The following is a 25,484-nucleotide window of genomic DNA, read 5'->3' as shown; positions in this document are numbered from 1 at the left end:
TTTGAACCCATGAGTCGTGGCAGCCTGGCACGGCTGGCCTTGCTCGCCCTTTTGTGGGGATCGGGCTTCCTGTGGATCAAGTTGGCGCTGCGCGGCTTCCCGCCGGTGCAGATCGTGCTCATCCGGCTCGCCCTGGGCGTGCTCGTCCTGGCGCCGATCGCCCTCGCCCGCGGCCTACGGTTCCCAACCGATCGCCGCATCTGGGGTCACCTGTTCGTGGCCGCATTCGTCGCCAACGCGCTGCCCTACACGCTGTTCGGCATCGGCGAGAAGACCGTCGGCTCGAACGTAGCCGGCGTCATCAACGCCACAACGCCGCTGTGGACGGTGCTGATCGCGTTCCTCGCCGGTACCGACCGCAACGTCAACGCCTGGAAGGGCGCCGGCATCGCCGTGGGGTTCGCCGGCACGGTGCTCATCTTCACGCCGTGGGAGTCCGCCGGCGAGATCGCCTCGTGGGGCGGCCTGGCGTGCCTGGCCGCGTCCGCCAGCTACGGCATCTCGTACGTCTACATGGGGAAGTTCCTGACCGGGCGCGGGATCGCACCGATCATGCTGTCGGCGTCACAGCTCGCGGCCGGGAGCGTCCTCATGGTGCTCGCGCTACCGCTCGGCGGCCTGGTCGCGCCCACGTGGCGGTGGGACGCGGTGGGCGCGCTGCTGATCCTTGGCGCGCTCGGTACGGGCGTCGCGTACGTGCTCAACTACCGGCTGATCGAGGATCTCGGGCCGACCGTCGCGTCCGTGACTACGTACCTGTTGCCCGTCGTTGCCGTGATCCTGGGCTTCCTGGTCGTCCACGAGCGGGTGACGTGGCCGATGATCGCCGGCACGGTGCTCGTGCTCGCCGGCGTCGCGCTCGTCAAGCGCCAGGTTCCGCAGCCGACCGAGCCCGAACCAGCCGAGAGCCGCCGCTGAGGTGGGCGCCGACTCGCGGTTCCCTGCCCTACTCCGTGAGCTCCGACAGCAGCGCGGCCTGTCGCTTCGCACACTTGCCCGCCAGGTCAACTACTCCCACACGTACCTCTGGGAGCTTGAGGTCGGTCGAAAGCATCCGACTCGCGCTACGGCCGGCGCTCTTGACGCTGCCCTCGGCGGCGCCGGCGAGCTCGTCGCTCTTCTCGCCGAGGTCGGGACCGTGGTAGCGGCGCCTCGGCTGCCCTTGACGCCCGATCAGCTCAAAGGCCTGCGCGAGCAGCTCGCCCGCGCCGCCGAGACGGTCGCGAGCGCCCCTGGAAGCGCGGCGGCGGCACAGTGGGCGCAGCTTGCGAGCTGGCTCTACGACTCGTTCGTACGTCGCCGGCCGCGATTCGTACGGCTCGGCTCGCAGCGATACTCCCGCAGCGCCCGAGCACAGACCGGCCTGACACCATTCCGGCTGGAAGCGGCACGACACGGCAGGCAGCCAAGGACCGAATGCCGATCGGTGAAACGAGCACCCGCGCCGGCCGCCGTCGCGGAACGGCTGGGCGTTAAGGAGGACCAGGCCGTCATCCGGCGCGAGAACTGGTACTTCACCGACAGCGAACCGATGCAGGCCGGCATCACGTACATCCCGCTCGAAATCGCCGACATGTCGGACGTGGCCAGCGCGCAACGGCTCGGCGCTGGCGGCCTGTACCGCCGGCTCGAAGACCTCGGCTACCCGATGCACCACATGCGTGAGGAGGTGCACGCGCGCATGCCGTCGCCCGAGGAAGCGGCGGCACTGTGCCTTCCGCCAGGCGTGCCGGTCCTCGATGTTCTGCACACCAGCTACGACAGTCACGAACGCCCGTTCGAGGTGACGCGATTCGTAGTCCGCGCCGACCTCGGCGCCCTGGACTACGAGATCAGCATCGAGGACTGACCGTCAGCCCGCGCATGGGCTGACATCGAGACACTTCGCCAGCCGGTCGGCGTACAGGCAACCTCATCGGTACCGGAAGAGAAGCAAGCGATCGCCCAAGCTCACCGGACCGAGCGCGTCAACTGGACTGGTCGCGCTCCAAGTGCGGCGCCGGCTGCAACGTCCCCATGCGGCGCCGGCGCCGCACCCCCACGATCTAGAGCCGTCCGAATCGTTCAAGTTGGCCGATAAACCCAATGACGAAATCTGGTCCAGGGGCCATCCTTCTTCCGTGGGTACGCACGGTGCATCGGAACGACGACGACAGGACAAGGCACGCCGTCGCCGCATCTGCCATGATCAGGAATTCGCCCGGGCTAAAAAGATCTCACTTGAAGCAGAGTCGCTTGAGCGTGCGATCCTATCCCGGGGCAGCCGAGGCAAAATGTTCTTCGGAACACTGCTCATGGGCAGGTACATCACCCGCTTAAAGCGTCTCCAGGACAACAAATCACTCCTCAATGAGGGTGCGTGGCGCGCTCTAGCAGCTGCACCCGTGGTTGATTCGGTCGTGATTAAGGCAGGCGCCACCTGGACCACTGCACCCGACGTATTCGGTCGTCACGGTTGGCCGGAGCAGATCCTGTGGGGCGTGGATCAGGTTATCGACGTCTGCAGACTCGTCCGAACAGGCAACATCATTGGTGCGATATCTGTCGCTCGCGCACAACTGGAACGCTGGACCCTGAACATCGCGCACCACCATAAGCTGGGATTCAGCGACGAAGAGCCAACCGGCGCACTAATTAAGCGCGCATGGGATACGTATCCGCGGATCAGCGCTGAAATTGATATGGCAGAAGCATGGTTGCAAATGTCGGAATGGCTTCACGGCAGGGGCGGGATTCAAGAGGCGCTGGAGCTAGATTGGATGCTTTCCGATCTCAGCGCACCGAATAGCGTAACGGCGCCCAGCAGCGCCATGGCGATCTACCACAAGGTTTGCACGGTAATCGAAGTGGTATTCCGGCAGGTTCGCGGCGCGGCACACGTCCTTGCAGAGGAGACCGGGCAACACGGTTTTGGTTCAGCTCTACAGCGCGGCTACCAAGTCGAGGAGCTCCCCGAAGATGATTGGATCATCAAGCTGCTTGGACCCGCAGAGCCTGTCATCAGTTTGGGTGAGACCGGCGAAGAGCTGCGGCAAGTCGGCTTGCGCTACCGTTACGCCGTTTCTTCCAGCGTCGTGCGTGAATCGATGAAGAAGGGTCTATCGCAAAAACTAGCCATCGACGCCCTGATCGAGCGCCGAGCAAGAGCGGTCGAACGCGAGCGAGTGGCGTACCAGCACGAGTATGATGCTCTGGGCAAGCTCGAATTAGGCTGGCTGATGGCTCGACTTTTTCGCTATATAGCCATCAGCGAAGCTTCCATTATTGCGAGCCGCTGGGTGGTCGGCGTTGAACGCACAGCTCTTGCATCTGCTGCAGCAGCCCTTCGCTCTGCATATTGGCTCTGGCTGGAGGACACAGATCAAGCAATGTCGTGCGTGCGCGTAGTTCTTGAACAGACCTGCCGAGCACGGGCATGGAGAGTCAAGCCGAACCGCGCTAGCCGAGCAGAGTCTGCGGGGGGCGTGGCATCTCCCGCGCGTTGGGTTGAAGCGGCTGGATGGAAGCGAATCTCCGTCTTGTCGCGAGCATTGGGAGAGTTTGCACATGTTTCGCCAAACTCCAAGTGGTCAGGCGCAAGAAAAATTCTTACTGAACTTCAACCATCCGAAGACGGGCAGTCTGAATTTACGGCTCGCGGGCATGCTTTGGACTCGGCGGCTTATCTATTGGCTCACGAAATTGCCGCGAGGTTTGAGGAAGCGTCTACCGACCTTGCACAGTGCTTCAGGCAGGCCGTAACTCTGCTGGACGCCGCAGACCACGAGGACGATATCGAGCGACTGCTTATGCGAGGACTATCCAAAAAAGACGCGACCCTGGGGGATAATGATTTTGATTTCTCCGCCTTCACGTCAGTCACATAGCACATCAGTATGCCTGCGGTCGAATATGGCAGTCGAGACTGCGCCGCTCTGGCAGATCCGCGGGCGCGCCGCGCGCTGCGTAGAGGTCCATCGGCCGACCGTACGTATCCTGAAGCCGACGGTGTCCGTCTCACTTGTAGTCTCGTTCGCCGACGTCCGCAACCGTCGTTCAGCGTTCATATCTGCTCTGCCGGACCTGCTCACGGACCCTACAGATCACGCGTGGACACAGGAGGGCAGACCTCGAAAGCGTGTGAGGGTGCAAGCCCTCCCGGGGTTCGAATCCCCGCGCCACCGCCAGCAAGACCAGCCAAAACGCCCGGCGCTCGCACAGAGCGACCGGGCGTTCGGCTTTCCCGAGCCGCACGCTGGCGGCCGGCTCAGAAGAAGCTCAGATGGGGCAGGAGCTTCCCGGCCGCCTCGATGATCGATCGGGACTCGTCGTGCGCCTCGACAGCCTCGGCCGGGGTGGTGCCGATCTCTTGCGCCGAGGGGTACTCGAGCTCGTTGCGCCTTCTTCGGAGCGCGCCGAAGCGACGGAAGTGGTCCTGGAACTGGGCCGTCGTGGGCTAGTCGGCGGTGTCACGGTCGATGACTGTTACCAGCGGTGACGCCCTGATCTGCTGGACCAGGGCGTCTGAAGCATCCTGCCACTGCTGCGGCGATCGCACCGTTGGGTTGACCGGCAGTCCCAGACGATCCTGGGCCGCGTCTGCCGCCTCGTACACCGCGGCGCGCGCAGAGGTGCCGATCACCAGTACGTCCACGTCGTTGGGCAGTGCACCCGGCTCACCCTCGTGCCGGGCCGCCCAGGAGCCGTAGATGTAGACGCGTCGTACACCGTGCACGTCCGCGAACGCCTCGCCGACCACGGTCTGCGGACCGAACGTCAGCAACAGCAGGTGGCTCAGGGCCTTTGCGACGGGATGGTCGGTCGCCGCCCTCAGCAGTCGCGTCCGGCCGACCCGGCGGTCATGGATCAAGCCGGCGGTCACCAGTCGTTGCGCCTCGCGGTGGAAGGTGGAGAGCGGAACGCCCAGGCGACCGGCAAGCTCGGTGGCCTGGTATTCGTCCCGTGGGTGCAAGTAGAGCCAGGTCAGCAGCTCGGCCTGATGCTGCGAGCGGAAGAGGGGCAGCAGGCTCGGGGCTTCACTGCGCATTAATGGAATATATATCCCAGTTAAGTGAAGTGTCGCCGGAACTCAACGGACGGCGGCTCGCACGCTTGGGCGTAGCAGGGTTGCGGCCAGGGTCAGCAGTACCAGGCCCTGGATCGATTGCTCGATGCGGAACCACAGCGGGAACGGGCTGTCCGGCAGCAGGGCCAGCGCGGCGATCCCCACGGAGCCCGCGATCGAGACCCACAGGAGCCGCCGGTACGCGCGTCGGTGGCCGGTGCGCAGCTGGGATGCCCAGCGCAGGGCGAGCAGGGACAGGAGCAGGATGCCCGCCGCCCGGATCCAGACCACGCCGTTCACGGCGGCCGGGTCCGTCGCGGACAGGATTGCGGTCGCGGCCAGGAGGGCGGCGGAGAGGGCGGTGAACAGCTGCAGCAGGCGGAGCGGCGTCGAAGTCATGTCTAGAAGCTAGGAAGAACCGCGGTCGCGCAGAATCCGTCTGGGCCCCGGTGTGGGTGGGGCCAGGCCCACTCCAAGTAGCGTGGGCCTATGCCGTCAGCGCGTGATCCGATTGCCGATCTGCGGCGCATCGCGTTTCTGCTCGAGCGCGCCCATGAGAAGACCTATCGCGTGCGCGCGTTTCGCGGGGCCGCGACCAAGCTGCTCAAGCTGCCCGAAGGGGAGCTCGCCGCTCGGGCCGCGGCGGGCACGCTCACCGAGATCGCGGGCATCGGCGATGTCACGGCCCGGTGTGTCGTCGAGTCGCTCAACGGGGAGGAGCCGGTCTACCTGCGCCGGCTGGAGGCTACGGCCGGGCAGGACCTCGACGACGAGACGGCGGGGCTGCTGCGGGCGCTGCGCGGGGACTGCCACGCGCACTCCGACTGGAGCGACGGCGGGTCGCCGATCGACGAGATGGCCATGGCCGCGGCGCAGCTCGGGCACGAGTACCTCGTGCTCACCGACCACTCGCCCCGGCTCACTGTGGCGCGGGGGCTGTCGGCCGAGCGGCTCGCCGAGCAGCTGGACGTGGTCGCCGACGTCAACGCCGGGTTCGGCAATCTCGGCATGTCGTTCCGGCTGCTCACCGGGATCGAGGTCGACATCCTGGCGGACGGCTCGCTCGACCAGACCGACGAGCTGCTCGACCGGCTCGACGTCGTGGTCGCGTCCGTGCACAGCAGCCTCAAGGACGAGCCCGAGGTCATGACGCGGCGGATGGTCAACGCGCTCGCGAATCCGCGCATGGACATCCTCGGGCACTGCACCGGGCGGCTCATCACGGGCGGGCGGGGTACGCGGGCCGAAAGCCGGTTCGACGCCGAGAAGGTGTTCGCGGCGGCGGTCGAGCACGACAAGGCGATCGAGATCAACTCGCGGCCCGAGCGGCTCGACCCGCCCAAGCGGCTGCTACGGGTAGCGCTGGAGGCCGGCTGCCGGTTCACCATCGACACCGACGCGCACGCCCCCGGGCAGCTCGACTGGCTCGCCAACGGGTGCGCCCGCGCCGTCGCCTGCGGCGTGCCCGCGGACCGGATCCTCAACACGCTGCCCGTCGACGAGCTGCTTGCGTGGACGGCGTCGCACAAGTAGGCCCTGGGAGATCCCGACGCCGCACAGCACAATCAGGCCGCCCACCGGCTGGTGCCAGGTCAGGTGCTCGCCGAGGAACACCGTGCCGGCGATGGCGGCCACGAACGGCGGGAAGTACGTCACCATCGAACCCGTCGTCACGCCCGCCGTCTGCACGACGTAGTAGTTGAGGCCGAAGGCGATGCCGGTGCCGAACACGCCCAGCGCGAACACGCCCAGCCACACCCGCGGCGTCAGCGAGAGCGGCGAGGGCGGGAGCCCGGCGATGAGCGGGGCCGCGATGACCAGGTGCAGCGTCGACATGATGAGCTGCCCGGTCGAGAGCTGGAACGGCGAGATGTCGAAGTGCTGCATCAGCCAGCGCGTGTAGTTGAACGCGATCCCGTAGCAGACGACCGCTGCCAGCAGCATGAGCTGGCCGGACAGTGAGCTGCCGCCGACTCCTTCCCACACGCCGAGCACTACGAGTACACCTGAAAAGCCAGTCAGGAGGCCGCCGATCTGGCGCCGGCTCGGGCGCTGGGACCGGACCGCGACCAGGGTCACCAGCAGGGTGGTGAGGGGCGCGGTGCCGTTCCAGATGCCCGCGAGCACCGATGGCACGCGCTGCTCGGCGTAGCCGAAGAGAGTGAAAGGTACCGTCGCCGCGAACAGCGAAAAGAGGAACAGATGGCCCCACAGCCGGGCCCCGCGGGGCAGCGGCAGCCGGCGGACCGCCAGGAACACCAGCAGGGCGAGCGCGCCCAGGGCGATGCGGTAGAGCGCGATGTAGACCGGCGGGAGTCCCGTGAGCGCGTCCTTGATGAACATGAAGCTCGTGCCCCAGATCAGGGCGACGGCGGCAAAGGCGGGCAGCCAGCGCTTGCTGTCAGGGGTGGGACTCGTCATGGCCCTTACTCTGCCCTAAAGCGGAAAGACTGTCGCCCGGCCCCAGCCACGGGTTGCGAATTGGCCTGTAGGGTCGGCCCGTGGGTTCTATCGATGACATCGCCAACCGCTATGTCGAGCAGTGGGCGCCCCTGGACCCGATCGGGGCGACCTTCGTCGGCGTGGCCGGCCACGACCATGAGTTGACCGACCTCTCCCCGGACGGCTTCGCCGCGCTCGCCGACCTCGACCGCGCCGCCCTCACCGCGCTCGGGGCCGAGACGCCGGCGAGCGAGACCGAGCGGGTCGCGAAGGAGGCCATGCAGGAGCGCCTCGGGCTGGCCCTGGAGCGCTACGAGGCCGGCGACCTGACAAGCGACGTCAACGTGATCTCCAGCCCGCTGCACGGGGTGCGGAGCTCGTTCGACCTCATGCCGACCAGCGGCGAGGAGGCCGTCGCCAACGTTCTCGCCCGGCTGGGTGGGGTACCGAAGGCGCTCGCCCAGTGGCGTCAGACCCTCATGCACGAGGCCCAGCGCGGCAACATCGCCCCGTCCAAGCAGATCGTCGAGGTCGCCAAGCAGTGCGAGGTCTGGGCCGACCTCGAGGGCGACAACTTCTACCCCGACCTGGCCGCCCGCATCGGCGCCGAGAACCCGGCCGTGGCCGGCGAGCTCGCGGCCCGGGCCGAGGCCGCGCGGGCCGCCACCGTGGAGACGGGCGAGTTCCTGCGCCGCGAGCTCGCCCCGCTCGGCCGGCCCAAGGAGGCCGCCGGGCGGGAGCGGTACCAGCTCGCCTCCCGCTACTTCCTCGGCGCGACGGTCGACCTCGACGAGGCGTACGCCTGGGGCTTCGACGAGCTCGCACGCCTCGAGTCGGAGATGCGCACCGTCGCCGACAAGATCGTGCCGGGCGGCTCGGTCGACGAGGCTGTCGCGGCCCTCGACTCCGACCCGATCCGGGTGATCCAGGGCAAGGAGGCGTTCCGCGACTGGATGCAGCAGCTCGCCGACGCCACCGTGGAGCAGCTCAACGGCCGGCACTTCGACATCCCGGAGCAGGTCCGCGCGATCGAGTGCATGCTCGCCCCGACGTCGGACGGCGGCATCTACTACACCGGCCCGAGCGAGGACTTCACGCGCCCGGGCCGCATGTGGTGGGCCGTGCCGCAGGGCGTGGACAGCTTCTCGACCTGGCGCGAGGTCACGACGGTCTACCACGAGGGCGTACCAGGCCATCACCTGCAGATCGCCCAGACGTACGTGCGCGCCGAGCTGCTCAACCGCTGGCGCCGGGTGCTCGCGTGGTCGTCCGGCCACGGCGAGGGCTGGGCGCTCTACGCCGAGCGGCTCATGGACGAGCTCGGGTACCTCGCCGACCCCGGCGACAAGCTCGGCATGCTCGACGGCCAGGCGTTCCGCGCGACCCGCGTGATCGTCGACATCGGCATGCACCTCGAGCTGCCGATCCCGCGCGACAACCCGTTCGGCTTCGCGCCGGGCGAGCGCTGGACGCCGGAGCTCGGCTGGGAGTTCCTGCGCGCGCACTGCCGCGTGGAGGAGAAGAGCCTGCGGTTCGAGCTCAACCGGTACCTCGGCTGGCCCGGGCAGGCTCCTTCCTACAAGCTCGGCGAGCGCGCCTGGCTGACCGCCCGGGCCGACGCCCAGGCCCGCAAGGGCTCGGACTTCGACCTGCGGGCCTTCCACCGCGACGCGCTCAACCTCGGCTCGCTCGGCCTCGACCCGCTGCGCGCGGCCCTGGCCCGGATCTAGGGTCTGTTTCCCAACTGAGGCGGGGCTGCGGCGGGCCCAGATCCCGCCTCGCTCCCACCCCAGTTGGGAAACAGACCCTGGTTGCAGCTGAATTCGAGCGGCGTCGCGTCCTACACGCCCGGCGGCGGTGCGTTGAGGACGACGACGCCGGCCGAAGCCGCGGCACCAGGGCCTCCCGTCGGGCTGACGGCTCGGATCGACACGGTGTACCGCACGCCGTTGCACAGGTTCTGCAGGGTCGCCGCGAGCGCACCGTCGCTTTGTGTCGATATCGTCGGCGTCCGCCAGGTCATTCCACCGTCCACGCTCACCTGGTACGTCAGCTGTGCGGGGTCCCCGGCGAGGGGTGGCCGGAACGTGACGGCGAGCCGGCCATCACCCGGCTTCACCTTGACCGATGTCGGAGCAGACGGGGGAACGACGCCGTAGACCTTTATCGACGCGTTCCACTGGATCAAGGGCCAGGCCGATGTTCCCCAATTGACCATCGACTGGAAATGCGCCGGCTCCCAGACAAGTGCGCCGAGGCCGCGATTGTCGGGCAAGTCGTTCACCATCTGGAAGACCCGTAGCAGTGCGTCCGCCTGGCCCTGCACGGAAACGGGGTACGGCGAGTTCGGGATGGGGTCCGTGAAAGCGGACGGGTGCGCGGTCTCCGCGATATCAATCTTGTAGCCGGGGTGTTGCGCGGCAAGCGTCTGGAGTTCCGACTCGAAGACGTCCGGTGTGCCGTGCCACTCCGAGTAGTACGAGAAGCCCATGACGTCGATGTTCTGGCCCTTGGCCCCGAGGCGGCGCAGGAACTGGTTCCAGAACTCCTGGGTCCTCTCGAACTGGCCGTTGTCGATGATGACGTGAGTCTCGATGCCGATGTGCACGTGGTTGGCGGCGGCGACCTCATGGACGGCCCGGATGCCGGCCGCCTGCAGGGTGGTGAACCTGTCCCACGAGGCCTCGTAGGCGGCTCGCCTCGCGGGGTCGGTGGACTTCCAGTCGTCCCAGTCGATGCCGCCGCCGGGCTTGGAGACGAACGTGGGGTCGTGGTTGAAGTAACAGTCGTAGCACCAGTCGGCCGGGTCGGTGAACCATGGCTCGGCACGCTCGGATCCCCACAGGAATCCCTTGATCAGCTCGTTGCCGACCGCGACCTTGTCAGGAACGGTGCCTTGCGCCACGAGCCGCTCGATGTAGTCGCGCGTGTAGTCGTGGACCGCCGTCACGAGCTGGTCGAACGGCAGCGACGCCCATTCCGCCGGCTTGGCTTGCTTGCTCGGGTCGGCCCAGGAGTCCGAGTAGTGCAGGTCGATACCGAGGCCCATACCCAGGTTCTTCACCTGCTTGGCAACGTCCAGCGTGCGATCGGGCCCCTGGTAGGCCGGGTTGAGGTAGTTGCCGGTCTTCTCGTCGCGTGGAGTGTTGAACACGCGCAGGCGGACGTAGCGCATGCCGGCGTTACGCGCGGACGTGAGCACATCCGTCGCCGTGGCCGGGTCGTCGACGTAGTAGGTCAGATGGTCCTGGTTGTCGTCCTGGTCGGCATAGGAGATGTCCGCGCCGGCGACGAGGTCCGGACGAAGGTAGTTGTAGATCTTGAATTCGGAGATGCCGATCTCCGCGCCCGCGGACGCACCTGTGATCTTCACTCTCAAGAAGCGAATCCCGGGGCGGGTGAACTGGTCCTCACCGGGGCCCGCCGTCGCGTTGTGCGAGTGGTCCGCGATCGTCGTCCACGCGGCGCCGTTGGCCGAAGCCTCCACGACGTACCGGTACGTTGCCTTCGGGGTCGGGAACACCACGCGAACCTTGCGCAGGTTGTCGTAGGCGCCGCCCAGATCGAGACCGAGCCACTGGTTGGTTCGGCCGGTGGCCTTCCATGCCGTTGTCTCGTCCGAGTCGGCGGCGAGGGAGGCAGTCTTCCGCCCTGTGCTGGCCGTGTACGTCACCCACGGCTTTCCGGCGATGTTGCTCTCAACGGGCTGAATCTGCCCCGTGTCGCTTGCGGAGGCCGACTGCGCCGAGGCCGGGGTGGTGGCCGTCGCGCCAACGGCGGCGACGGCGACCGTGGCACAGGCGGCTACGATCCAGCGTCTTGGCTGACCACTCATTGTCGACCCCTTGCGTTCGGGAAAACTCGGGAACATGGGGGAATGCGCGGGAACTGGTGGGAACGCGGCGGAACTCGGGCCATCATGCACGATGAATCGGGCCCTCCACCAGAGGCAAAACCGCGCATTTATGGCCGTCGAGGATGATCACCAGCAGCGCTTTGGAAGCTTGTGAGCGTTCATGTTGACTGTTTCGAATTATTGAGAGCGCGCGTTGACTATTGCGAATTCGTGAGCGCTTGCGCCGACTATCGCGAGCCGGTGGCAGTGAGTGCCGCGGAGACGGGACGGCCCGGGATGACAAATCAGGCATGTTCCGGGGATTTGCGGGGTAGCCAGCATCTCGATTAGCGCCTGCGTTGGGAGGCATTGCGATGTCCGTACAGCTCAACCACACGATCGTCGCGGCCCGCGACAAGGAGGCATCCGCCGAGTTCCTGGCCACGATGCTGGGGGTGCCGGTAGGTCCACGCTTCGGCCCGTTCATCCCGGTCGAGGTGAGCAACGGCGTCACGTTGGACTTCATGGACACCGGCGGCGAGCCCATCACCGCTCAGCACTACGCGTTTCTGGTCTCGGAGGACGAGTTCGACGCCATTTTCGGCCGGGTCCAGGAGGCGGGGGTCGCCTTCTACGCCGATCCGCACCACAACCAGCCGAGGCAGATCAACCACCGCGACGACGGTCGTGGGGTGTACTTCGACGACCCGGACGGACACAACCTGGAGATCCTCACTCGCCCGTACGGTTGTGGGCGGCGATAAGTGACGATCAGCCGGCGGGGCGGACGCGTGCAGCGAGTAGCTCTGCCACGATCCGCCGTCCAGCTGGTGCGCGCCTGGCAGCGGCCGTCCCCACGCGCTCGAGGTCACTCCAGGTCGTCGGACAAGTGCTCAGCGCTTCATGGCGACCAAAATCGGCAATAGTGTGACGGTACGCGGCGGTTGAACGCTCTTTAGACGAGTGAGAAACTCACAACCTGGGGAGCATGGACGTTGAACGATTTCATCCACAGTCGACCGGTTGGTTGTTGTATCGGGTCGCACACGGAAAGCGACCGGCTCGCGTCGGCGCTCGGAATGCGGTAGGAGCCGGGCATGCGGCACATTCGAACCCTGATCGCTGCGATCGTCGTCGCTCCACTGGCCTGGGTGCTGCTGGCACTCGGACAAGAACGGTCGGCCAACGCGTTCGCCGGCACGAGTCACGGCAGCGCCCTGCGCCCTGACGATTTCCTGCGGCCGTTGCTGCTGCTGGCCGCGGCCGGACTGTTGTTGGGCATCCTCGGCACGCTGCGGTTCTCCCCACTCGGGGCGGCGGTGATCGGGGTCCTGTACGCATCGAGCTACACGATGTTGCTCGTCGCACCATCACGAGTGGTGGACTTGTTCAGCGACGATGTGTGGGTGGCAGGCCGGCACCTCGATCTGGCCGCGCCGATACGAACAGGTACCACCATGGTGCTGGGCGTGCTGCTGCTCATCGGCGCAGTCAGCGGGCAGCGCTGGCGAAGCTGGCCACGACCCGCCGGCTCGGCGCCCGAGAAGGCGCCGGCAGAGGATCGCCCGGTGGGCATCGACGGGCTCGGCTTGAGAGACCCGAACCGGGATGCCGAACCAGAGCCGGCCGCCCGGTACCGCACGGCCCCCGCGCCCCACGCGAACGTGCCCGAGCCCTACGCCAACGCCCCAGAACCGTACGAGAGCGACACATGGCCCGACGCTCCGAACGGTCCGACCCCGCACCGACTGACCTCGGCGACCCAAGCCCCGTATTGGCGGTGACACCATCGGTCGGCGCGCACGGGATCCACCGGCGCGCCGACGTCGCTTCTTTCAAGACTCGTAGCACAGCTCGGGGTACCAATCGCCCCGCCCCGCCGGCGTCAGGTCGAGCAGGTGCCACACCGGGCTGTACAGGTCCACGCCGCGCTCCCGGATGTCGTCCGACATCCACGGATGGCAAGTGTAGAAATGCCTTACCGTCCCGTCGGCCTGCCGCGTGAAGACCGAGATGGTCGAGTCCTGGGCTCCCGCCTCGTCCTCACTGGCCAGGTCGTACTTGAACGTGCCGTGGCCCGCGCTGAGCAGCCGGAGCCGATCCCACCCTCGAGCCCGGGCATGGAAACGCAGCGTCGGCACGTCGGCCGCGGCCACGACAACGAAGTCGGCGTTCTGGGACAGATGGTCGACCGCGGAGTTGAACCCGTCGATCCACATCGTGCACATCGGGCACGGCGAGTGCTGGGACCTGCCGTACATGAAGTGATAGACGATCAAGGGTCGATCGGGCCCGAGGAACAGCTCGCTCAGCCTGACCTGACGGACCGGCTCGTCCCCGTCGGCCAGATCGGCCGGGCCTTCCTCGAAAACATAATCTTCGACCACCGAACCCGCCGGCAGCCCGCGGCGCAACTCGGCCACCCGCTCGCGCTGGCGCATCAGGTCGATCTCGGCCAGCCGCAACTCCTCGCGAGCGGCGCGGTACTCGGTCGACTCGTTCGCCAACCGGGTCATCTCCACAGTCACACTCCACCTCCACGGCGGTCAGGGCGGACCCACTCGTCTACCCCGGCCGCACCGCGCCAAACTCGTCGTCAGGTGTGAGCTGCGGCGCCGGCGAGTGGCTATGAGAAGAGCCCGGCCACCGAAGCGGCCGGGCTCTTTTCCAAGGGGTGTCAGTTCGCGTATGCGATGTCCATGTCCGGCGCCGTCAGCACGTTGGACTGCACGAAGACCAGCTCGATCGTGCACGCCGTGTAGAAGCCCGGCAAGGGGATCGGCGGTGGCGGGAACGACGGGGTGAAGGTCAACGGCAACAAGCCCAGCACGTTCGCCGAGAAGCTCGTTGTGTAGAACTTTACGTCGCCCTCCACCGTCAGTTTGCTGCTCTTGGTGATGAGCAGTTTCGGGCCGCCCGGGGTGTCCAGCTCGAACGGGGTCGAGACCGAGTTTTTCATGGTGAAGGCCAGCACCTTCACCGTCGTGCCGTCCTTGCGCGGCAGGTCGGCCACGCCGTCGTAGGTCAGGCCGTCCATCGTCATCACGTCCGCCTTCAGGATCGAGGGCTTGGCGGCGACGAAGGGCTGGCCCGCGGCGACCTGGGCCTTCTTGTTGTTCGGCGACGGCGACGCGCTCGTCAGGCCGCACGCCGGGGTCGACGACGGCTTGGCCGTGCTCGGCTTGGTGCCGGGCGTGGTCGTCGCCGGCGGGGGGGCCGGCGCGCTGGTGGTGGGTACGGCCGAGGCCTCTGCGGTTGCCCCCTCGTTCTTGTCGTCGCCGCCGGTGAAGAGGTCGCCGAGCCAGCCGAGCAGGCCCTGCTTCTCCTCGGTGGGGGTCGGCGTCGGCGTCGGGGTCGGCGCCGCTGACTCGGTCTGGGCCGGGGCGCCCGTGGTGGCGGGAGCGCTGCCCGCGGGCTTGGCCGCCGACGAAGTCGGGCACGCGGCCGGGGCGGCGAACGCGGAGCCGCCCCGGTTGGCCGCGCCCACCAGGGCGGCGGTCAGGGCGATGGCCATCAGGAGCGGGCCCAGGTAACGCCGCTTGGGCAGATCACCTGGGCCGGACGATGGGGGGAGCTGCTCATCGGCGCTGCCCGCACCGCTCCCCTCGTGCCGGTCGTGCAGGGGGCTCACGTTCGTCGTCGGGATCTCGTCGCGCAGCACCCCGGACGGCGGCCGGTCGTAGCCGTCGGACGGCGGCGGCCAGGCCGCGGGAGCCGGGACCTCGCGCGTGTCGTCGGCGAAGGAGTCACCGGACCGCGACCAGGCCGCGGGAGCCGGAACCTCGCGAGTCTCGTCGCCCAGCATGTCGTCGAGCGGCGCGTCCTCGTAGTACATCGGAGCGTCCGAAGCCGGAGCCGACGAGTCCGAAGACGAATCGTCGTCAGACGGAGCCGGCGTCGGCGCCGGGGACCACGCGACCGCCAGGCCGCCGCCCACGAGACCCAGCACCGTCCCGAGGAAGAAGCCGCCGAGGTTGAGGCCGATCAGCGAGTACAGCGCCGTGACCGTGCCGAGAATCCCGTAGAAGAGCCGCTGCTGCGGGCTGAACCAGGTCAGCCCCCCGCACAGCAGCATGATCAGCGGGATCACGTACGACAGGAAGCCGGTCGGCCCGAAGTGGACCTCCAGCGCAAGCTTGAGATTGCCGCTGACGAAGAGCTCCAGCCCCGACAGCAGCAAGAACAGCCCGCCCCAGAACGGTCGCTGGGCACGCCAGCCGGCCGAAGCGTGCGAGGGGGTCACTGGGTCCTCCAAGAACTGCGGCAACAAACAGGGAGCCCGCGGGTGTCACCCGCGGGCCCTGGCGGAACGGTCAGAAGCACTCTTCGGCGTTGGCGCCCGTCGAGATGCCGAGGTCGAGGCCGGTGAGCTTGAACGTGCCGGCGGTGGTCGACCAGGCAACCTGCTTGAGGTTGGTGATGACGACGCCGTCGGCCTGCTGGGCGAAGCCGCCCTGGAGGCCCTTGGCGTTCGCGCCGCCCTTGGTGAGGTCGGAGGCGTCGATGCCGATCTGGATGTTGTCGAACGTGGCGTCACCCTTGAGCGACGTCAGGTCGATCAGCAGGTCGGTGGCCTCGGCCGGGTTCTTCGCGTCCTTGCCGGCGTGGATGACCATCGTCACCGGCAGGCCGGGCACCTTCACCGACTGGCAGAGGTTGTAGAGCTTGGCGTGGGCGATGCCGGACACGGCGACCGGGTGGTTTTTCGGGTCGGCCGGGTTCTGCGGGTTGCCGCCCTTCTCCGTGGCCATGCCGCCGTACTGCACGAAGCCGGTGCCCTCGAGCTTGTCGGCGGAGACCTTGAACTGACTGCCGGACACATTGAACGACGCGGCGATCGCGCCGGTCGCCTGGCCGAAGACGATGGCGCCGGCGATGAAGCTGGCCGGCACGACGACGGTAGCGAAACGCTTCCATCGCGTGCGGCCCTTCACCGCGCTGCCCTGAGCTACGGACACGTAGGGCTCCTCTTGTCGCGGGGTGCTGTGGTGCGGCGCTCCTGCGGTGCGGGCGCGCGCGTCGCGCCGTCCGGGACCGGTCTCTGGCGGCTGCCGGGCGGGTTCTTGGAGCCGGGTGTTCCAAGAGGGTCCAGAGTCCGGGTCGGGGCGTGCGGACGATGTTGCCGGGTCACCCGCGCGGGTACAAGGCCGGTCGTTACCGGCGGGTAACCCCGAAATCCCGCAAAATTCAACGCTCCGTAGTCGGTTACGGGAGCGTTTCCGGGCGACTACGGGCCCCCAACGCCATCAAATCGGGCAGACGTTCACTGTGATCGCTACCACACGTGACGGATCTTGGTAACTGTCACGGTTTCATAACGACAAACTCGCGAGGTTCTTTTTTCAGAAGGCGCATCGAAATTTAAGCATTGCCAGCCTGGGTCATCGATGGTTAGTTAGCTCCCATAACTAAACGGACGCAGGGTCGGCGCCCCACGTCCACGAGTGCGCAAGCGCGATCGGCGCGCGTCTTGCCTGGCTGAACCCCACAGCTCAGGAAGGACACCCGCACATGGCACCATCCTCGCGCCGGTGGCGGCGGCTGCTCACCGCGGCCTCGCTAGCCCTCGGCGGCTCCGTCGTGGCCGCCGTGGCCGATGCCCCGGCCGCCACCGCCATCCCCATCCCGGCCGGCGACTATCAGCAGGTCCAGCTGGCCCTCGGCAGCGCCGAGCTCGGCGAGCCGATGTCCCTGGCGGTGCTGCCCGACCGGTCGGTGATCCACACCGCCCGCGACGGCACGGTCCGCGTCACCGACGCCGCGGGCAACACCAAGGTCGCCGCCAAGCTCGCCGTGTACACCCACGACGAGGAGGGGCTCCAGGGCGTGGCCGCGGACCCGGGCTTCGCCTCGAACCGCTGGGTCTGGCTCTACTACTCCCCGACCCTGTCGACGCCCGCCGGCGACGCGCCCGCCACCGGTACCGCCGCCGATTTCAACGCCTGGAAGGGCCATCTGAACCTGTCCCGGTTCACGCTGAAGGCCGACAACACGCTGGACCTCACGAGCGAGAAGGTCGTGCTCACCGTCGACAACGACCGCGGCCTGTGCTGCCACGTCGGCGGGGACATCGACTTCGACGCGCAGGGCAACCTGTACCTGACCACCGGCGACGACACCAACCCGTTCGAGTCCGCCTCCTACGCGCCCATCGACGAGCGGACCAACCGCAACCCGCAGTACGACGCCCAGCGCTCCGCCGCCAACTCCAACGACCTGCGCGGCAAGCTGCTGCGCATCCACCCCAACGCCGACGGGACCTACGCCGTCCCGGCCGGCAACATGTTCGCGCCGGGCACCGCCAAGACCCGGCCGGAGATCTACGCGATGGGCTTCCGCAACCCGTTCCGGATGAGCGTGGACAGGCCGACGGGGGTGGTCTACCTCGGCGACTACGGGCCCGACGCCGGCACGACCGACCCGAACCGGGGCCCCGGCGGGCAGGTCGAGTTCGACCGGGTCACCGGGCCGGGCTTCTACGGCTGGCCGTACTGCACCGGCACGAACACCACCGCGGAGACCTACAACGAGTGGGACTTCGCGGCCAACGTGACCGGCCCGAAGTACAACTGCGGGGCCGGACCGGCGAACAACTCCTTCCGCAACACCGGCCTGGCCACCCTGCCCGCGGCCAAGCCCAGCTGGATCCGCTACGGCGGCGACGCCGGCACGCCGCCCGAGTTCGGCACGAGCGGGTCGGAGTCGCCGATGGGCGGCGCCGTGTACCGCTACAACGCCGGCCTCGCCTCGCCGGTCAAGTTCCCGCAGAGCCTCGACGGGATGTTCTTCGCCGGGGAGTACGGCCGCCGCTGGATCAAGCCCGTGAAGGTCAACGCGGACGGCTCGCCCGGGGAGATCTCCACCCTCCCGTGGACGGGCACGCAGGTGATGGACATGGCGTTCGGCCCGGACGGCGCGCTCTACGTGCTCGACTACGGGACCGGGGCGAACAACCAGGCGCTGTACCGCATCGAGTACGTCGGCGGCGCCAACCGGGCCCCGGTCGCGAAGATCGGGGTCGACAAGACGTCGGGGCCGAGCCCGCTCACGGTGGCCTTCTCCTCGGCCGGCTCGTCCGACCCCGAGGGCGGCGCGCTCACGTACGCGTGGGACTTCGACGGCAACGGCACGACCGACTCCACGGCGGCGAACCCGACCTTCACGTACACCTCGAACGGCACCAAGACGCCGACGCTCACGGTGCGCGACCCGCAGGGGCTGACCGGCACCGCGAGCACCGTCGTCACGGTGGGCAACACCGCCCCGACGGTACGGCTGAACCTTCCCGGCAACGGGCAGCTGTTCGGCTTCGGTGACACTGTGCCGTTCTCGGTCACGGTGACCGACCCCGAGGACGGCGCGGTCGACTGCTCGAAGGTCACCGTGACGTACCTCCTCGGCCACGACAGCCACTCCCACCAGATCACCTCGAAGACCGGCTGCACCGGCTCGATCGCGGTGCCGGTGGACGGCGAGCACGACGCCGCGGCCAACATCTTCGGGGTCTTCGACGCGTCCTACACCGACAAGGGCGGCCTGACCGGGCACGGCGTCTCGACGCTGCAGCCGCGCCACCGCCAGGGCGAGCACTTCGGCGCCCAGTCGGGCGGGGTGCAGGTCGCGACCCACGGCACGGCCGAGGGCGGGGCGACGGTCGGCTTCATCGACAACGGCGACTGGGTCTCCTTCTCGCCGTACCTGCTCACCGGCGTCAACCAGTTCACCGCCCGCGTGTCGTCGGCCGGCGCCGGCGGCACGATCGAGGTCCGGGCCGGCTCGCCGACCGGGACGCTGCTCGGCTCGGCCGCGGTCGCCCCGACCGGCGGCTGGGAGACGTTCGCCAACGTCACCGCGGCGATCTCGGGCGCGCCGGCGACGGCGACGACGCTGTACCTGGTGTTCAAGGGCGGCGCCGGCAACCTGTTCGACCTCGACGCGTTCACGTTCGCCGGCTCGGGGACGAGCCTGCGCGCGGGCGCGAACAACCAGTACGTGACCGCGCTCGACGCCACCACGCCGCTCATCGCCGACTCGGCGTCGATCGGCCCCGCCCAGCAGTTCGACGTCGTCGACCTCGGCGGCGGCAAGGTGGCCCTGAAGGCGAAGGCCAACGGGCAGTTCGTGTGCGCGGAGAACAGCGGCGCCCAGCCGCTGGTCGCCAACCGGGCGAGCGCGGGCAGCTGGGAGACGTACACCCTGGTCCGCAACGCCGACGGCACCGTGAGCCTCCTGGCCCAGGCCAACGGCAAGTACGTCACCGCGGAGAACAGCGGCACCCAGCCGCTGATCGCCAACCGGACGGCCATCGGCCCGTGGGAGAAATTCACACTCGTCCAGTAGTACGTGCGACTGTATGTTGACACTTCTCGTTGGAATATGAGTGGATGTGTTGGTCCGTGGGGGTCTAGGAGGCCCTCACGGACCGGCTACGGCCGCCACCGTTGCCTCGAGGAGTGTTCGCATGAAGCTCTCCGGACGGGTCGCGCTCGCGCTCGCCCCGCTCATCGCCACCACCGGCCTGCTGGTCGCCTCCGCGCAGCCGGCCAGCGCCTGGACCCCCAAGACCCCGCCCATGACGACGCCGTGGACCAACTCGGTGTCCACGACCAACCCGCTGCCGGACTACCCCCGGCCGCAGCTGACCCGCACGGACTGGCAGAACCTCAACGGCATCTGGGACTTCGCCGTCACCGACAGTGCCCAGACGACTCCGCCGGGCACGTTCGGCGAGCAGATCCGGGTCCCGTTCCCGGTCGAGTCGGCGCTGTCCGGCATTCAGCGCCGGATCACCGAGAACGACCGGATGTGGTACCGCCGCAGCTTCACGATCCCCGCCGGCTGGGCCGGCCGGCGGGTCCAGCTCAACTTCGGCGCCGTCGACTGGCAGAGCACGGTCTGGGTCAACGGCACCCAGGCGGGCGCGGTGCACAGCGGCGGCTACGACGCCTTCACCTACGACATCACCCCGCTGCTCAACGGCGGTACGAACACGATCGTCGTCGGGGTGTACGACCCCACGGACGCCGGCAGCCAGGCCGTCGGCAAGCAGCGGCGCAACGACGTCCTGCCGCACGCCGGCGGCGGCATCTTCTACACCGGCGCGTCGGGCATCTGGCAGGCCGTGTGGCTGGAGCCGACGCCGACGGCGCGCATCACCCGGGTCGACCTGGTGCCGAACCTGAGCAACAACACGCTCTCGGTGACCGCGCTCGGCGCGGGTCTGTCCGGCCAGACGGTGACCGCCACCGTGTCGTCGGGCGGCACGGCCGTGGGCAGCTCCAGCGGCAGCGTCGGTACCGCATTCAGCGTGCCGGTCCCGAACGCGCACCGGTGGACCCCGGACGACCCGTTCCTCTACGACGTCAAGGTCGAGCTCAGGAGCGGCTCGACGGTCGTCGACTCGATCGGCAGCTACGCGGGCATGCGCTCCATCTCGATCGGCAGCGTCAACGGCAAGCTGCGGATCCTGCTCAACGGGCAGTTCGTGTTCCAGAGCGGGACCCTCGACCAGGGGTACTGGCCGGACGGCATCTACACCGCGCCGACCGACGCCGCGCTGCGCTCCGACCTGCAGCAGCACAAGAGCCTGGGCTTCAACATGGTGCGCAAGCACATCAAGGTGGAGCCGCAGCGCTGGTTCTACGCCGCCGACCAGCTCGGCCTGCTCGTGTGGCAGGACATGCCGGCCATGCCGACCGGCAAGAACCCGGACACGGCGGCGCGCACCCAGTGGGAGGCCGAGTTCCACCGCGTCATCGACCAGCACCGCAGCTCCCCCGCGCTGGTCATGTGGGTCGACGAGAACGAGGGCTGGGGGCAGTACGACCAGGCCCGTATCGCGGGCGACGTCAAGGCCTACGACCCGTCGCGGCTGGTCGACAACATGAGCGGCATCAACTGCTGCGGCGCGGTCGACGGCGGCAACGGCGACGTGCTCGACAACCACATCTACGTCGGCCCGGGCGCGACCCGCCCGTCCGGCACCCGCGCCGCGGTGCTCGGCGAGTTCGGCGGCCTCGGGCTGCGGGTCGCGGGCCACGAATGGTCGCCCGGCAACGGCTTCTCCTACGAGGACCAGGCGAGCGCGGCCCGGCTCGACGACCGGCTCAACGGGCTCTACGAGCAGATCCGCACCGGCGGGATGCCGCAGGGGCTCTCCGCCTCGGTGTACACCGAGATCACCGACGTCGAGAACGAGAGCAACGGGCTGCTCACCTACGACCGGCAGGTGGTGAAGGTGGACGCGGCCCGGCTCCGGGCGAGCAACCAGGCGCTCATCGGCGCCTCGTCGAGCCCGGTCGGCTCGGCGACGCTGCCGACCGGCGTCTACAAGTCGCTGCGCGCGACGACGGCCTGCTGCACCAACCGGTACGTGCGGCACCGCGACAGCCTCGGGTACACCGAGGTCGTCGACGCCAACAGCACCGCACTGCTCAAGCAGGACGCCACCTGGCGCGTGGTGCCCGGCCTCGCCGACTCGTCGTGCTACTCGTTCGAGTCGCGCAACTACCCGGGCCAGTACCTGCGGCACCAGGCGTTCCGGGTGCGCAAGGACGCGAGCGACAACTCGGCGCTGTTCAAGGCCGACGCGACCTGGTGCGCCCAGCAGGGCTCCGGCGGCGTGCGGCTGACGGCCTGGAACTTCCCCGGTCAGTACCTGCGGCACTACAACGCGGAGCTGTGGCTCGCGACGCCGGGCGGCCCGTCGGCGTACGACGGCGCCGGGTCCTTCGTCGCGGACACCACGTGGTCCGTCGACGCGCCGTGGGCTCCGTAGCGAACCGGTAGCAACGGCCGTTCACCAGGTCGGAGGGGAACGGCAGCACCACGCTCGTCGCGACCGCCTACAAGGCCTGACCCAGGCTCACGGCCCCGTCCCCTTTTCCGGGGGCGGGGCCTTTTCCGTCTTTTTCCGTGCATCCCCCGAAAGGGGCATCGGCGTCATACCAGTGGCGGCTAGCCTGTGCCCAACTTCGATAACCCGGGGGTTGCCCGAGTGCGACGGATCATGCCTGTACTGGCAGTGCTCGGCCTGCTGGCCGGCTGCACCGCGACCGGGGCCGCGCAGCAGCCGCCGCCCGGGCTGGCCGACCGCGGCACCGCGGTGACCACGGCCAAGCCGACCCGCCAGGACCTCACCAACAAGGTGAGCCTGAGCGGCAAGGTCCAACTGGGCCCGACCTTCGGCCTCGTCGCGCCGATCGACGGCGAGGTGCGCTACCTCGACGTCAAGGCGCCGACGGGCACGCCGACGAAGCCGACCAAGGTCGCCAACATCTGGGCCGGCGGCAAGGCGACCGCGGTCGAGGTCCCGGCCGGCGCCGTGTTCGCCGGGCGGCTCGTCGACGACCGCTCCAAGGTCACCGCCGGGATGCCGATCGTCTCGGCGCGCCACGCCGGATACGGGATCGTCGCCGACATCGACGGCTCGCAGGCGTACCAGGTGTCGGACTCCCTGCAGTCGGTCACCGCGCAGATCAAGAGCGGCCCCGGCCCGTTCCCGTGCGCCGTGCTCGGCACGCTCGCCGCGCTGCCGGGCGGGACGATCCCCGAGCCCAAGGCGCCGGCGGCCAACCCGACCGGGAGCGCGGCGCCGGTCGCGCAGCCGACCCAGGGCCAGCCGCAGCAGCCCTCGGAGGCGACCGGGATGCGGCTGGTCTGCATCGGCCCGGCCGAGGTGAAGCTCATCAACGGCGCGACCGCCACGGTGGAGATCATCACCGCGAAGGCGGCCGGGGTGCTGGTGCTGCCGGTCGAGGCGGTCGCCGGGTCCCAGGGCAAGGGCAAGGTCGAGGTGGTCAAGGCCGACCAGACGCGCGAGATCCGCGAGGTGACGCTCGGGCTCACGGACGGCAAGGTCATCGAGATCAAGACCGGCCTGACCGAGGAAGAGACCGTCTCCGTGCCGGGGCCGAGCATCCCCGACGCGAAGGGCGGCGCCGGCCAGGGGGCCGGGAAGTGATCATCGAGCTCGCGGGCATCACGAAGACGCTCAAGGGGCAGTCGCAGCCGCGCACCATCCTCGCCGGCGTCGACCTGACCGTGGACGAGGGCGAGTCGGTGGCGATCCTGGGCCGCTCGGGCTCGGGCAAGAGCACGCTGCTGAGCCTCATCGGGCTCTTCGACCGGCCGGACTCGGGGACGTACCACATGGGCGGCCGGAACCTGGCGCGCATCTCCGAACGCAAGGCGGCCGCCCTGCGCAGCGCCGAGTTCGGCTTCGTGTTCCAGCGCTTCTTCCTGCTCAAGCACCTGACCGCCGCGCAGAACGTGGCCATGGCGCTCGTGAACGGCCAGGGCTGGCTGCCGCGGCGCAAGCGGCGCGCCCGCACCATGGAGGCCCTCGACCTGGTCGGCGTCGCGCACCTCGCGCGCAGCCGGCCGGCGAAGCTCTCCGGCGGCGAGCAGCAGCGGGTGGCGATCGCGCGGGCCCTGGTACGGCAGCCGCGGTTGCTCCTGGCCGACGAGCCGACCGGCGCACTGGACACCGAGACCGGCAACCTCGTGATCGAGGTGATGCGCGCGGCCACCGACCGCGGCTGCGGGCTCATCCTGGTCACGCACGACCAGGGGCACGCGGCCAAGATGCAGCGGGTCCTGCGCCTGTCCGACGGCGTCCTGCAGGACGCCGCATGATGCGGCTCTCGGGGCGGTTCCGGTCCGCGCTCATCATCGGCTTCCAGGGCATCCGGGCCCGCAAGACGCGCACGTTCCTGTCGATGATCTCGCTGTTCCTCGGCGTGCTCGCCGTCGTCACCGTGCAGGCGGGCGCCGAGACCGTCCGCACCCTCCAGCTCGCCGACGTGGAGCTGCAGCAGGGCCGCGACGGGACCCGGGTCATGTACATCCCGCCGATCGCCGAGGCCGGCAAGGTCACGAAGGAGACCATCCAGGGCCGTCCCGGGGTCGCGGCGAACTACGGCCTGCAGGCCATCATCGGCGAGCCGAAGGTCCGCCCGATCAACCCGGGCGCGGCGCCGTTCGAGCACCTCGACGAGATGGGCGACGGCACCGTGTACGGCCCCGACACCAAGTTCGAGATGCAGTGCGACGACGCGGGCAACTGTCGCGCCGTGCCGGTGAACGCGTCCGCCCCGGCCCCGAAGGGCGCCGCGATCGAGGTGCAGCTGGTCGCCCTGATCAACGACGTGCGCCAGTTCCGCCCCTTCCGCCCGGTCTCGGGCACCTTCCTCGACTTCGCGGGCGCGCCGTCCTATTCCCCGCGCCTCGTGATCAACAAGGCGGCCGCGGTCGGCTTCGCCAAGTACACGATCCCCGCCGAGATGCGCCTCGACGGCGCCGTGGCCAACCCGACCCCGCGCATCATCGGCGTGATCGACGACGGCAGCTCCCAGCCGACCGCGTACGCCCGGGCCGACGAGATCGACAACTGGCTCCTCCCGCCGGACGCCGCCGAACCCCCCGCCGACGCCCAACCCTCCGCCGGCCCGGCGTTCCGCAAGATGATTTCGGGCGGCCCGCCGCTGGAGGTGAGCTTCGCCCCGGGCAACGGCGAGCTGGAGGCGCTGCTGATCCGCAAACTGATCGCCGCGGGCGTGCCGCGCGAGGCCCTCAACGTCGACGTGCGCAACGCCCGCAAGGACTTCGAGCAGCAGCTGGCGATCCTGAACGCGATCTTCCTGGGCATGGCCGGCCTGGTCCTGCTCATCGGCGTGGCCGGCATCCTCAACGTGGGCCTGGCGACCGTGGGCGAGCGGGTGGAGGAGTTCGCCCTGCGCCGCGCCGTAGGCACACCGCGCGTGCTCCTGGCAGGAATCGTCCTGGCCGAAACCTTGCTGACGGGCCTCCTGACCGCGGGCGCCGCTATCGCCACGGCCGCGGCGGGCGTCAGCGTGGCCACGCGGGTCCTGGGCGACCGAATACCCCAGCTCCAGGACGTCTCCTTCCCCTGGCAGGCCGGCGTGGCGGGCGTGATCGCGGGCCTGGTGGCGGGCATCCTGGGCGGCGCGATCCCGGCCTTGCGAGCGGCCAAGATCCCGATCGCCACGGTGATGCGCGCGTAGGCCCGGCGCACACGCACCACCTTGGCTGGGCCGGCCTCGGCGCCGCGAGACGGCACGCTGGACCAGGCCGGCCCCGCCCAGTGCGCTGCGCACCCCCATCTCTGCCGGGTAACAACACCGGTAGCCAAGCGTCCACGGA

18 protein-coding genes and 2 pseudogenes are annotated in these 25,484 nt (G+C 68.8%); 13 read left to right on the top strand and 7 right to left on the bottom strand.

Annotated features, from left to right (window positions below; all coding sequences use genetic code 11):
* Window positions 1–9: 9 nt before the first annotated feature.
* The 4 genes and pseudogenes from AB0B76_RS16125 to AB0B76_RS16110 all read left to right on the top strand — a co-directional run bounded on the left by AB0B76_RS16125 (window position 10) and on the right by AB0B76_RS16110 (window position 3,866).
* Window positions 10–918, top strand: a complete 909-nt coding sequence (locus AB0B76_RS16125; RefSeq protein ID WP_360375243.1) for a DMT family transporter — start codon at window positions 10–12, stop codon at window positions 916–918.
* Window position 919: 1 nt separating this feature from the next.
* Window positions 920–1,111 (top strand): annotated as a pseudogene (locus AB0B76_RS16120) (helix-turn-helix transcriptional regulator); the annotation flags it as partial.
* 27 nt (window positions 1,112–1,138) lie between these two features.
* Window positions 1,139–1,849: a UTRA domain-containing protein gene (locus tag AB0B76_RS16115; protein WP_360375483.1), complete on the top strand. Its 711-nt coding sequence runs from the start codon at window positions 1,139–1,141 to the stop codon at window positions 1,847–1,849.
* Between the two features lie 271 nt (window positions 1,850–2,120).
* Window positions 2,121–3,866 carry a hypothetical protein gene (locus AB0B76_RS16110; RefSeq protein ID WP_360375241.1) on the top strand — a complete coding sequence of 582 codons (1,746 nt, stop codon included), beginning with the start codon at window positions 2,121–2,123 and terminating at the stop codon, window positions 3,864–3,866.
* Window positions 3,867–4,435: 569 nt separating this feature from the next.
* Here AB0B76_RS16110 and AB0B76_RS16105 read toward each other — a convergent pair.
* Both AB0B76_RS16105 and AB0B76_RS16100 read right to left on the bottom strand, forming a co-directional pair.
* Window positions 4,436–5,026 carry a winged helix-turn-helix domain-containing protein gene (locus tag AB0B76_RS16105; RefSeq protein ID WP_360375239.1) on the bottom strand — a complete coding sequence of 197 codons (591 nt, stop codon included), beginning with the start codon at window positions 5,024–5,026 and terminating at the stop codon, window positions 4,436–4,438.
* 42 nt (window positions 5,027–5,068) lie between these two features.
* On the bottom strand, window positions 5,069–5,443 hold the full coding sequence (locus AB0B76_RS16100) for a hypothetical protein (protein ID WP_360375237.1): 375 nt from the start codon (window positions 5,441–5,443) through the stop codon (window positions 5,069–5,071).
* Between the two features lie 90 nt (window positions 5,444–5,533).
* On the opposite strand from AB0B76_RS16100, the gene AB0B76_RS16095 reads away from it, so the two are divergent.
* Complete coding sequence (locus AB0B76_RS16095; protein WP_360375235.1) at window positions 5,534–6,577, top strand: PHP domain-containing protein; 1,044 nt, start codon at window positions 5,534–5,536, stop codon at window positions 6,575–6,577.
* A 72-nt stretch (window positions 6,578–6,649) separates the two neighbouring features.
* Here the strand turns inward: AB0B76_RS16095 and AB0B76_RS16090 are convergent.
* A pseudogene (locus AB0B76_RS16090) lies at window positions 6,650–7,387 on the bottom strand (DMT family transporter); the annotation flags it as partial.
* Between the two features lie 158 nt (window positions 7,388–7,545).
* Between AB0B76_RS16090 and AB0B76_RS16085 the strand changes: the two are divergent.
* Complete coding sequence (locus AB0B76_RS16085; protein WP_360375233.1) at window positions 7,546–9,216, top strand: DUF885 domain-containing protein; 1,671 nt, start codon at window positions 7,546–7,548, stop codon at window positions 9,214–9,216.
* Window positions 9,217–9,326: 110 nt separating this feature from the next.
* Here AB0B76_RS16085 and AB0B76_RS16080 read toward each other — a convergent pair whose 3' ends face one another.
* Complete coding sequence (locus AB0B76_RS16080) at window positions 9,327–11,357, bottom strand: glycosyl hydrolase 53 family protein (protein WP_360375231.1); 2,031 nt, start codon at window positions 11,355–11,357, stop codon at window positions 9,327–9,329.
* Between the two features lie 338 nt (window positions 11,358–11,695).
* Between AB0B76_RS16080 and AB0B76_RS16075 the strand changes: the two genes are divergently transcribed.
* Window positions 11,696–12,085: a VOC family protein gene (locus AB0B76_RS16075; RefSeq protein ID WP_360375229.1), complete on the top strand. Its 390-nt coding sequence runs from the start codon at window positions 11,696–11,698 to the stop codon at window positions 12,083–12,085.
* Between the two features lie 333 nt (window positions 12,086–12,418).
* Window positions 12,419–13,105 (top strand): hypothetical protein, encoded by a 687-nt coding sequence (locus AB0B76_RS16070; protein WP_360375227.1) that lies wholly within the window; start codon window positions 12,419–12,421, stop codon window positions 13,103–13,105.
* Between the two features lie 51 nt (window positions 13,106–13,156).
* Here the strand turns inward: AB0B76_RS16070 and AB0B76_RS16065 are convergent, their stop codons facing one another.
* The 3 genes from AB0B76_RS16065 to AB0B76_RS16055 form a co-directional block, all read right to left on the bottom strand.
* Entirely contained in the window at window positions 13,157–13,849 is a 693-nt protein-coding gene (locus AB0B76_RS16065) for a DUF899 family protein (RefSeq protein ID WP_360375225.1), read from the bottom strand.
* Window positions 13,850–13,998: 149 nt separating this feature from the next.
* Window positions 13,999–15,564 carry a DUF6114 domain-containing protein gene (locus tag AB0B76_RS16060; RefSeq protein ID WP_360375223.1) on the bottom strand — a complete coding sequence of 522 codons (1,566 nt, stop codon included), beginning with the start codon at window positions 15,562–15,564 and terminating at the stop codon, window positions 13,999–14,001.
* 70 nt (window positions 15,565–15,634) lie between these two features.
* On the bottom strand, window positions 15,635–16,279 hold the full coding sequence (locus tag AB0B76_RS16055) for a DUF6230 family protein (protein WP_360375221.1): 645 nt from the start codon (window positions 16,277–16,279) through the stop codon (window positions 15,635–15,637).
* Between the two features lie 553 nt (window positions 16,280–16,832).
* Here AB0B76_RS16055 and AB0B76_RS16050 point away from each other — a divergent pair.
* The 5 genes from AB0B76_RS16050 to AB0B76_RS16030 all read left to right on the top strand — a co-directional run bounded on the left by AB0B76_RS16050 (window position 16,833) and on the right by AB0B76_RS16030 (window position 25,345).
* On the top strand, window positions 16,833–19,661 hold the full coding sequence (locus AB0B76_RS16050; protein WP_360375219.1) for a PQQ-dependent sugar dehydrogenase: 2,829 nt from the start codon (window positions 16,833–16,835) through the stop codon (window positions 19,659–19,661).
* A gap of 121 nt (window positions 19,662–19,782) precedes the next feature.
* Window positions 19,783–22,098, top strand: coding sequence for an AbfB domain-containing protein (locus AB0B76_RS16045; RefSeq protein WP_360375217.1), 2,316 nt, complete (start codon window positions 19,783–19,785; stop codon window positions 22,096–22,098).
* Window positions 22,099–22,329: 231 nt separating this feature from the next.
* Window positions 22,330–23,283, top strand: a complete 954-nt coding sequence (locus tag AB0B76_RS16040) for an efflux RND transporter periplasmic adaptor subunit (protein ID WP_360375215.1) — start codon at window positions 22,330–22,332, stop codon at window positions 23,281–23,283.
* Window positions 23,280–23,957, top strand: a complete 678-nt coding sequence (locus AB0B76_RS16035) for an ABC transporter ATP-binding protein (RefSeq protein WP_360375213.1) — start codon at window positions 23,280–23,282, stop codon at window positions 23,955–23,957. Before AB0B76_RS16040 ends, AB0B76_RS16035 begins: the two co-directional genes overlap by 4 nt.
* Entirely contained in the window at window positions 23,954–25,345 is a 1,392-nt protein-coding gene (locus tag AB0B76_RS16030; RefSeq protein WP_360375211.1) for an ABC transporter permease, read from the top strand. Before AB0B76_RS16035 ends, AB0B76_RS16030 begins: the two co-directional genes overlap by 4 nt.
* Window positions 25,346–25,484 lie beyond the last annotated feature (139 nt).

It is taken from the genome of Dactylosporangium sp. NPDC049140 (assembly GCF_040648435.1).
The sequence above is the reverse complement of the archived record's forward strand: the minus strand, read 5'-3'. Positions and strand labels throughout refer to the sequence as shown.

Coding starts and splice junctions, on each gene's coding strand:
- AB0B76_RS16075 (WP_360375229.1), top strand. CDS start 11,696: ATGTCCGTACAGCTCAACCACACGATCGTCGCGGCCCGCGACAAGGAG.
- AB0B76_RS16125 (WP_360375243.1), top strand. CDS start 10: ATGAGTCGTGGCAGCCTGGCACGGCTGGCCTTGCTCGCCCTTTTGTGG.
- AB0B76_RS16045 (WP_360375217.1), top strand. CDS start 19,783: ATGAAGCTCTCCGGACGGGTCGCGCTCGCGCTCGCCCCGCTCATCGCC.
- AB0B76_RS16040 (WP_360375215.1), top strand. CDS start 22,330: ATGCCTGTACTGGCAGTGCTCGGCCTGCTGGCCGGCTGCACCGCGACC.
- AB0B76_RS16030 (WP_360375211.1), top strand. CDS start 23,954: ATGATGCGGCTCTCGGGGCGGTTCCGGTCCGCGCTCATCATCGGCTTC.
- AB0B76_RS16050 (WP_360375219.1), top strand. CDS start 16,833: ATGGCACCATCCTCGCGCCGGTGGCGGCGGCTGCTCACCGCGGCCTCG.
- AB0B76_RS16105 (WP_360375239.1), bottom strand. CDS start 5,026: ATGCGCAGTGAAGCCCCGAGCCTGCTGCCCCTCTTCCGCTCGCAGCAT.
- AB0B76_RS16100 (WP_360375237.1), bottom strand. CDS start 5,443: ATGACTTCGACGCCGCTCCGCCTGCTGCAGCTGTTCACCGCCCTCTCC.
- AB0B76_RS16095 (WP_360375235.1), top strand. CDS start 5,534: ATGCCGTCAGCGCGTGATCCGATTGCCGATCTGCGGCGCATCGCGTTT.
- AB0B76_RS16070 (WP_360375227.1), top strand. CDS start 12,419: ATGCGGCACATTCGAACCCTGATCGCTGCGATCGTCGTCGCTCCACTG.
- AB0B76_RS16080 (WP_360375231.1), bottom strand. CDS start 11,357: ATGTTCCCGAGTTTTCCCGAACGCAAGGGGTCGACAATGAGTGGTCAG.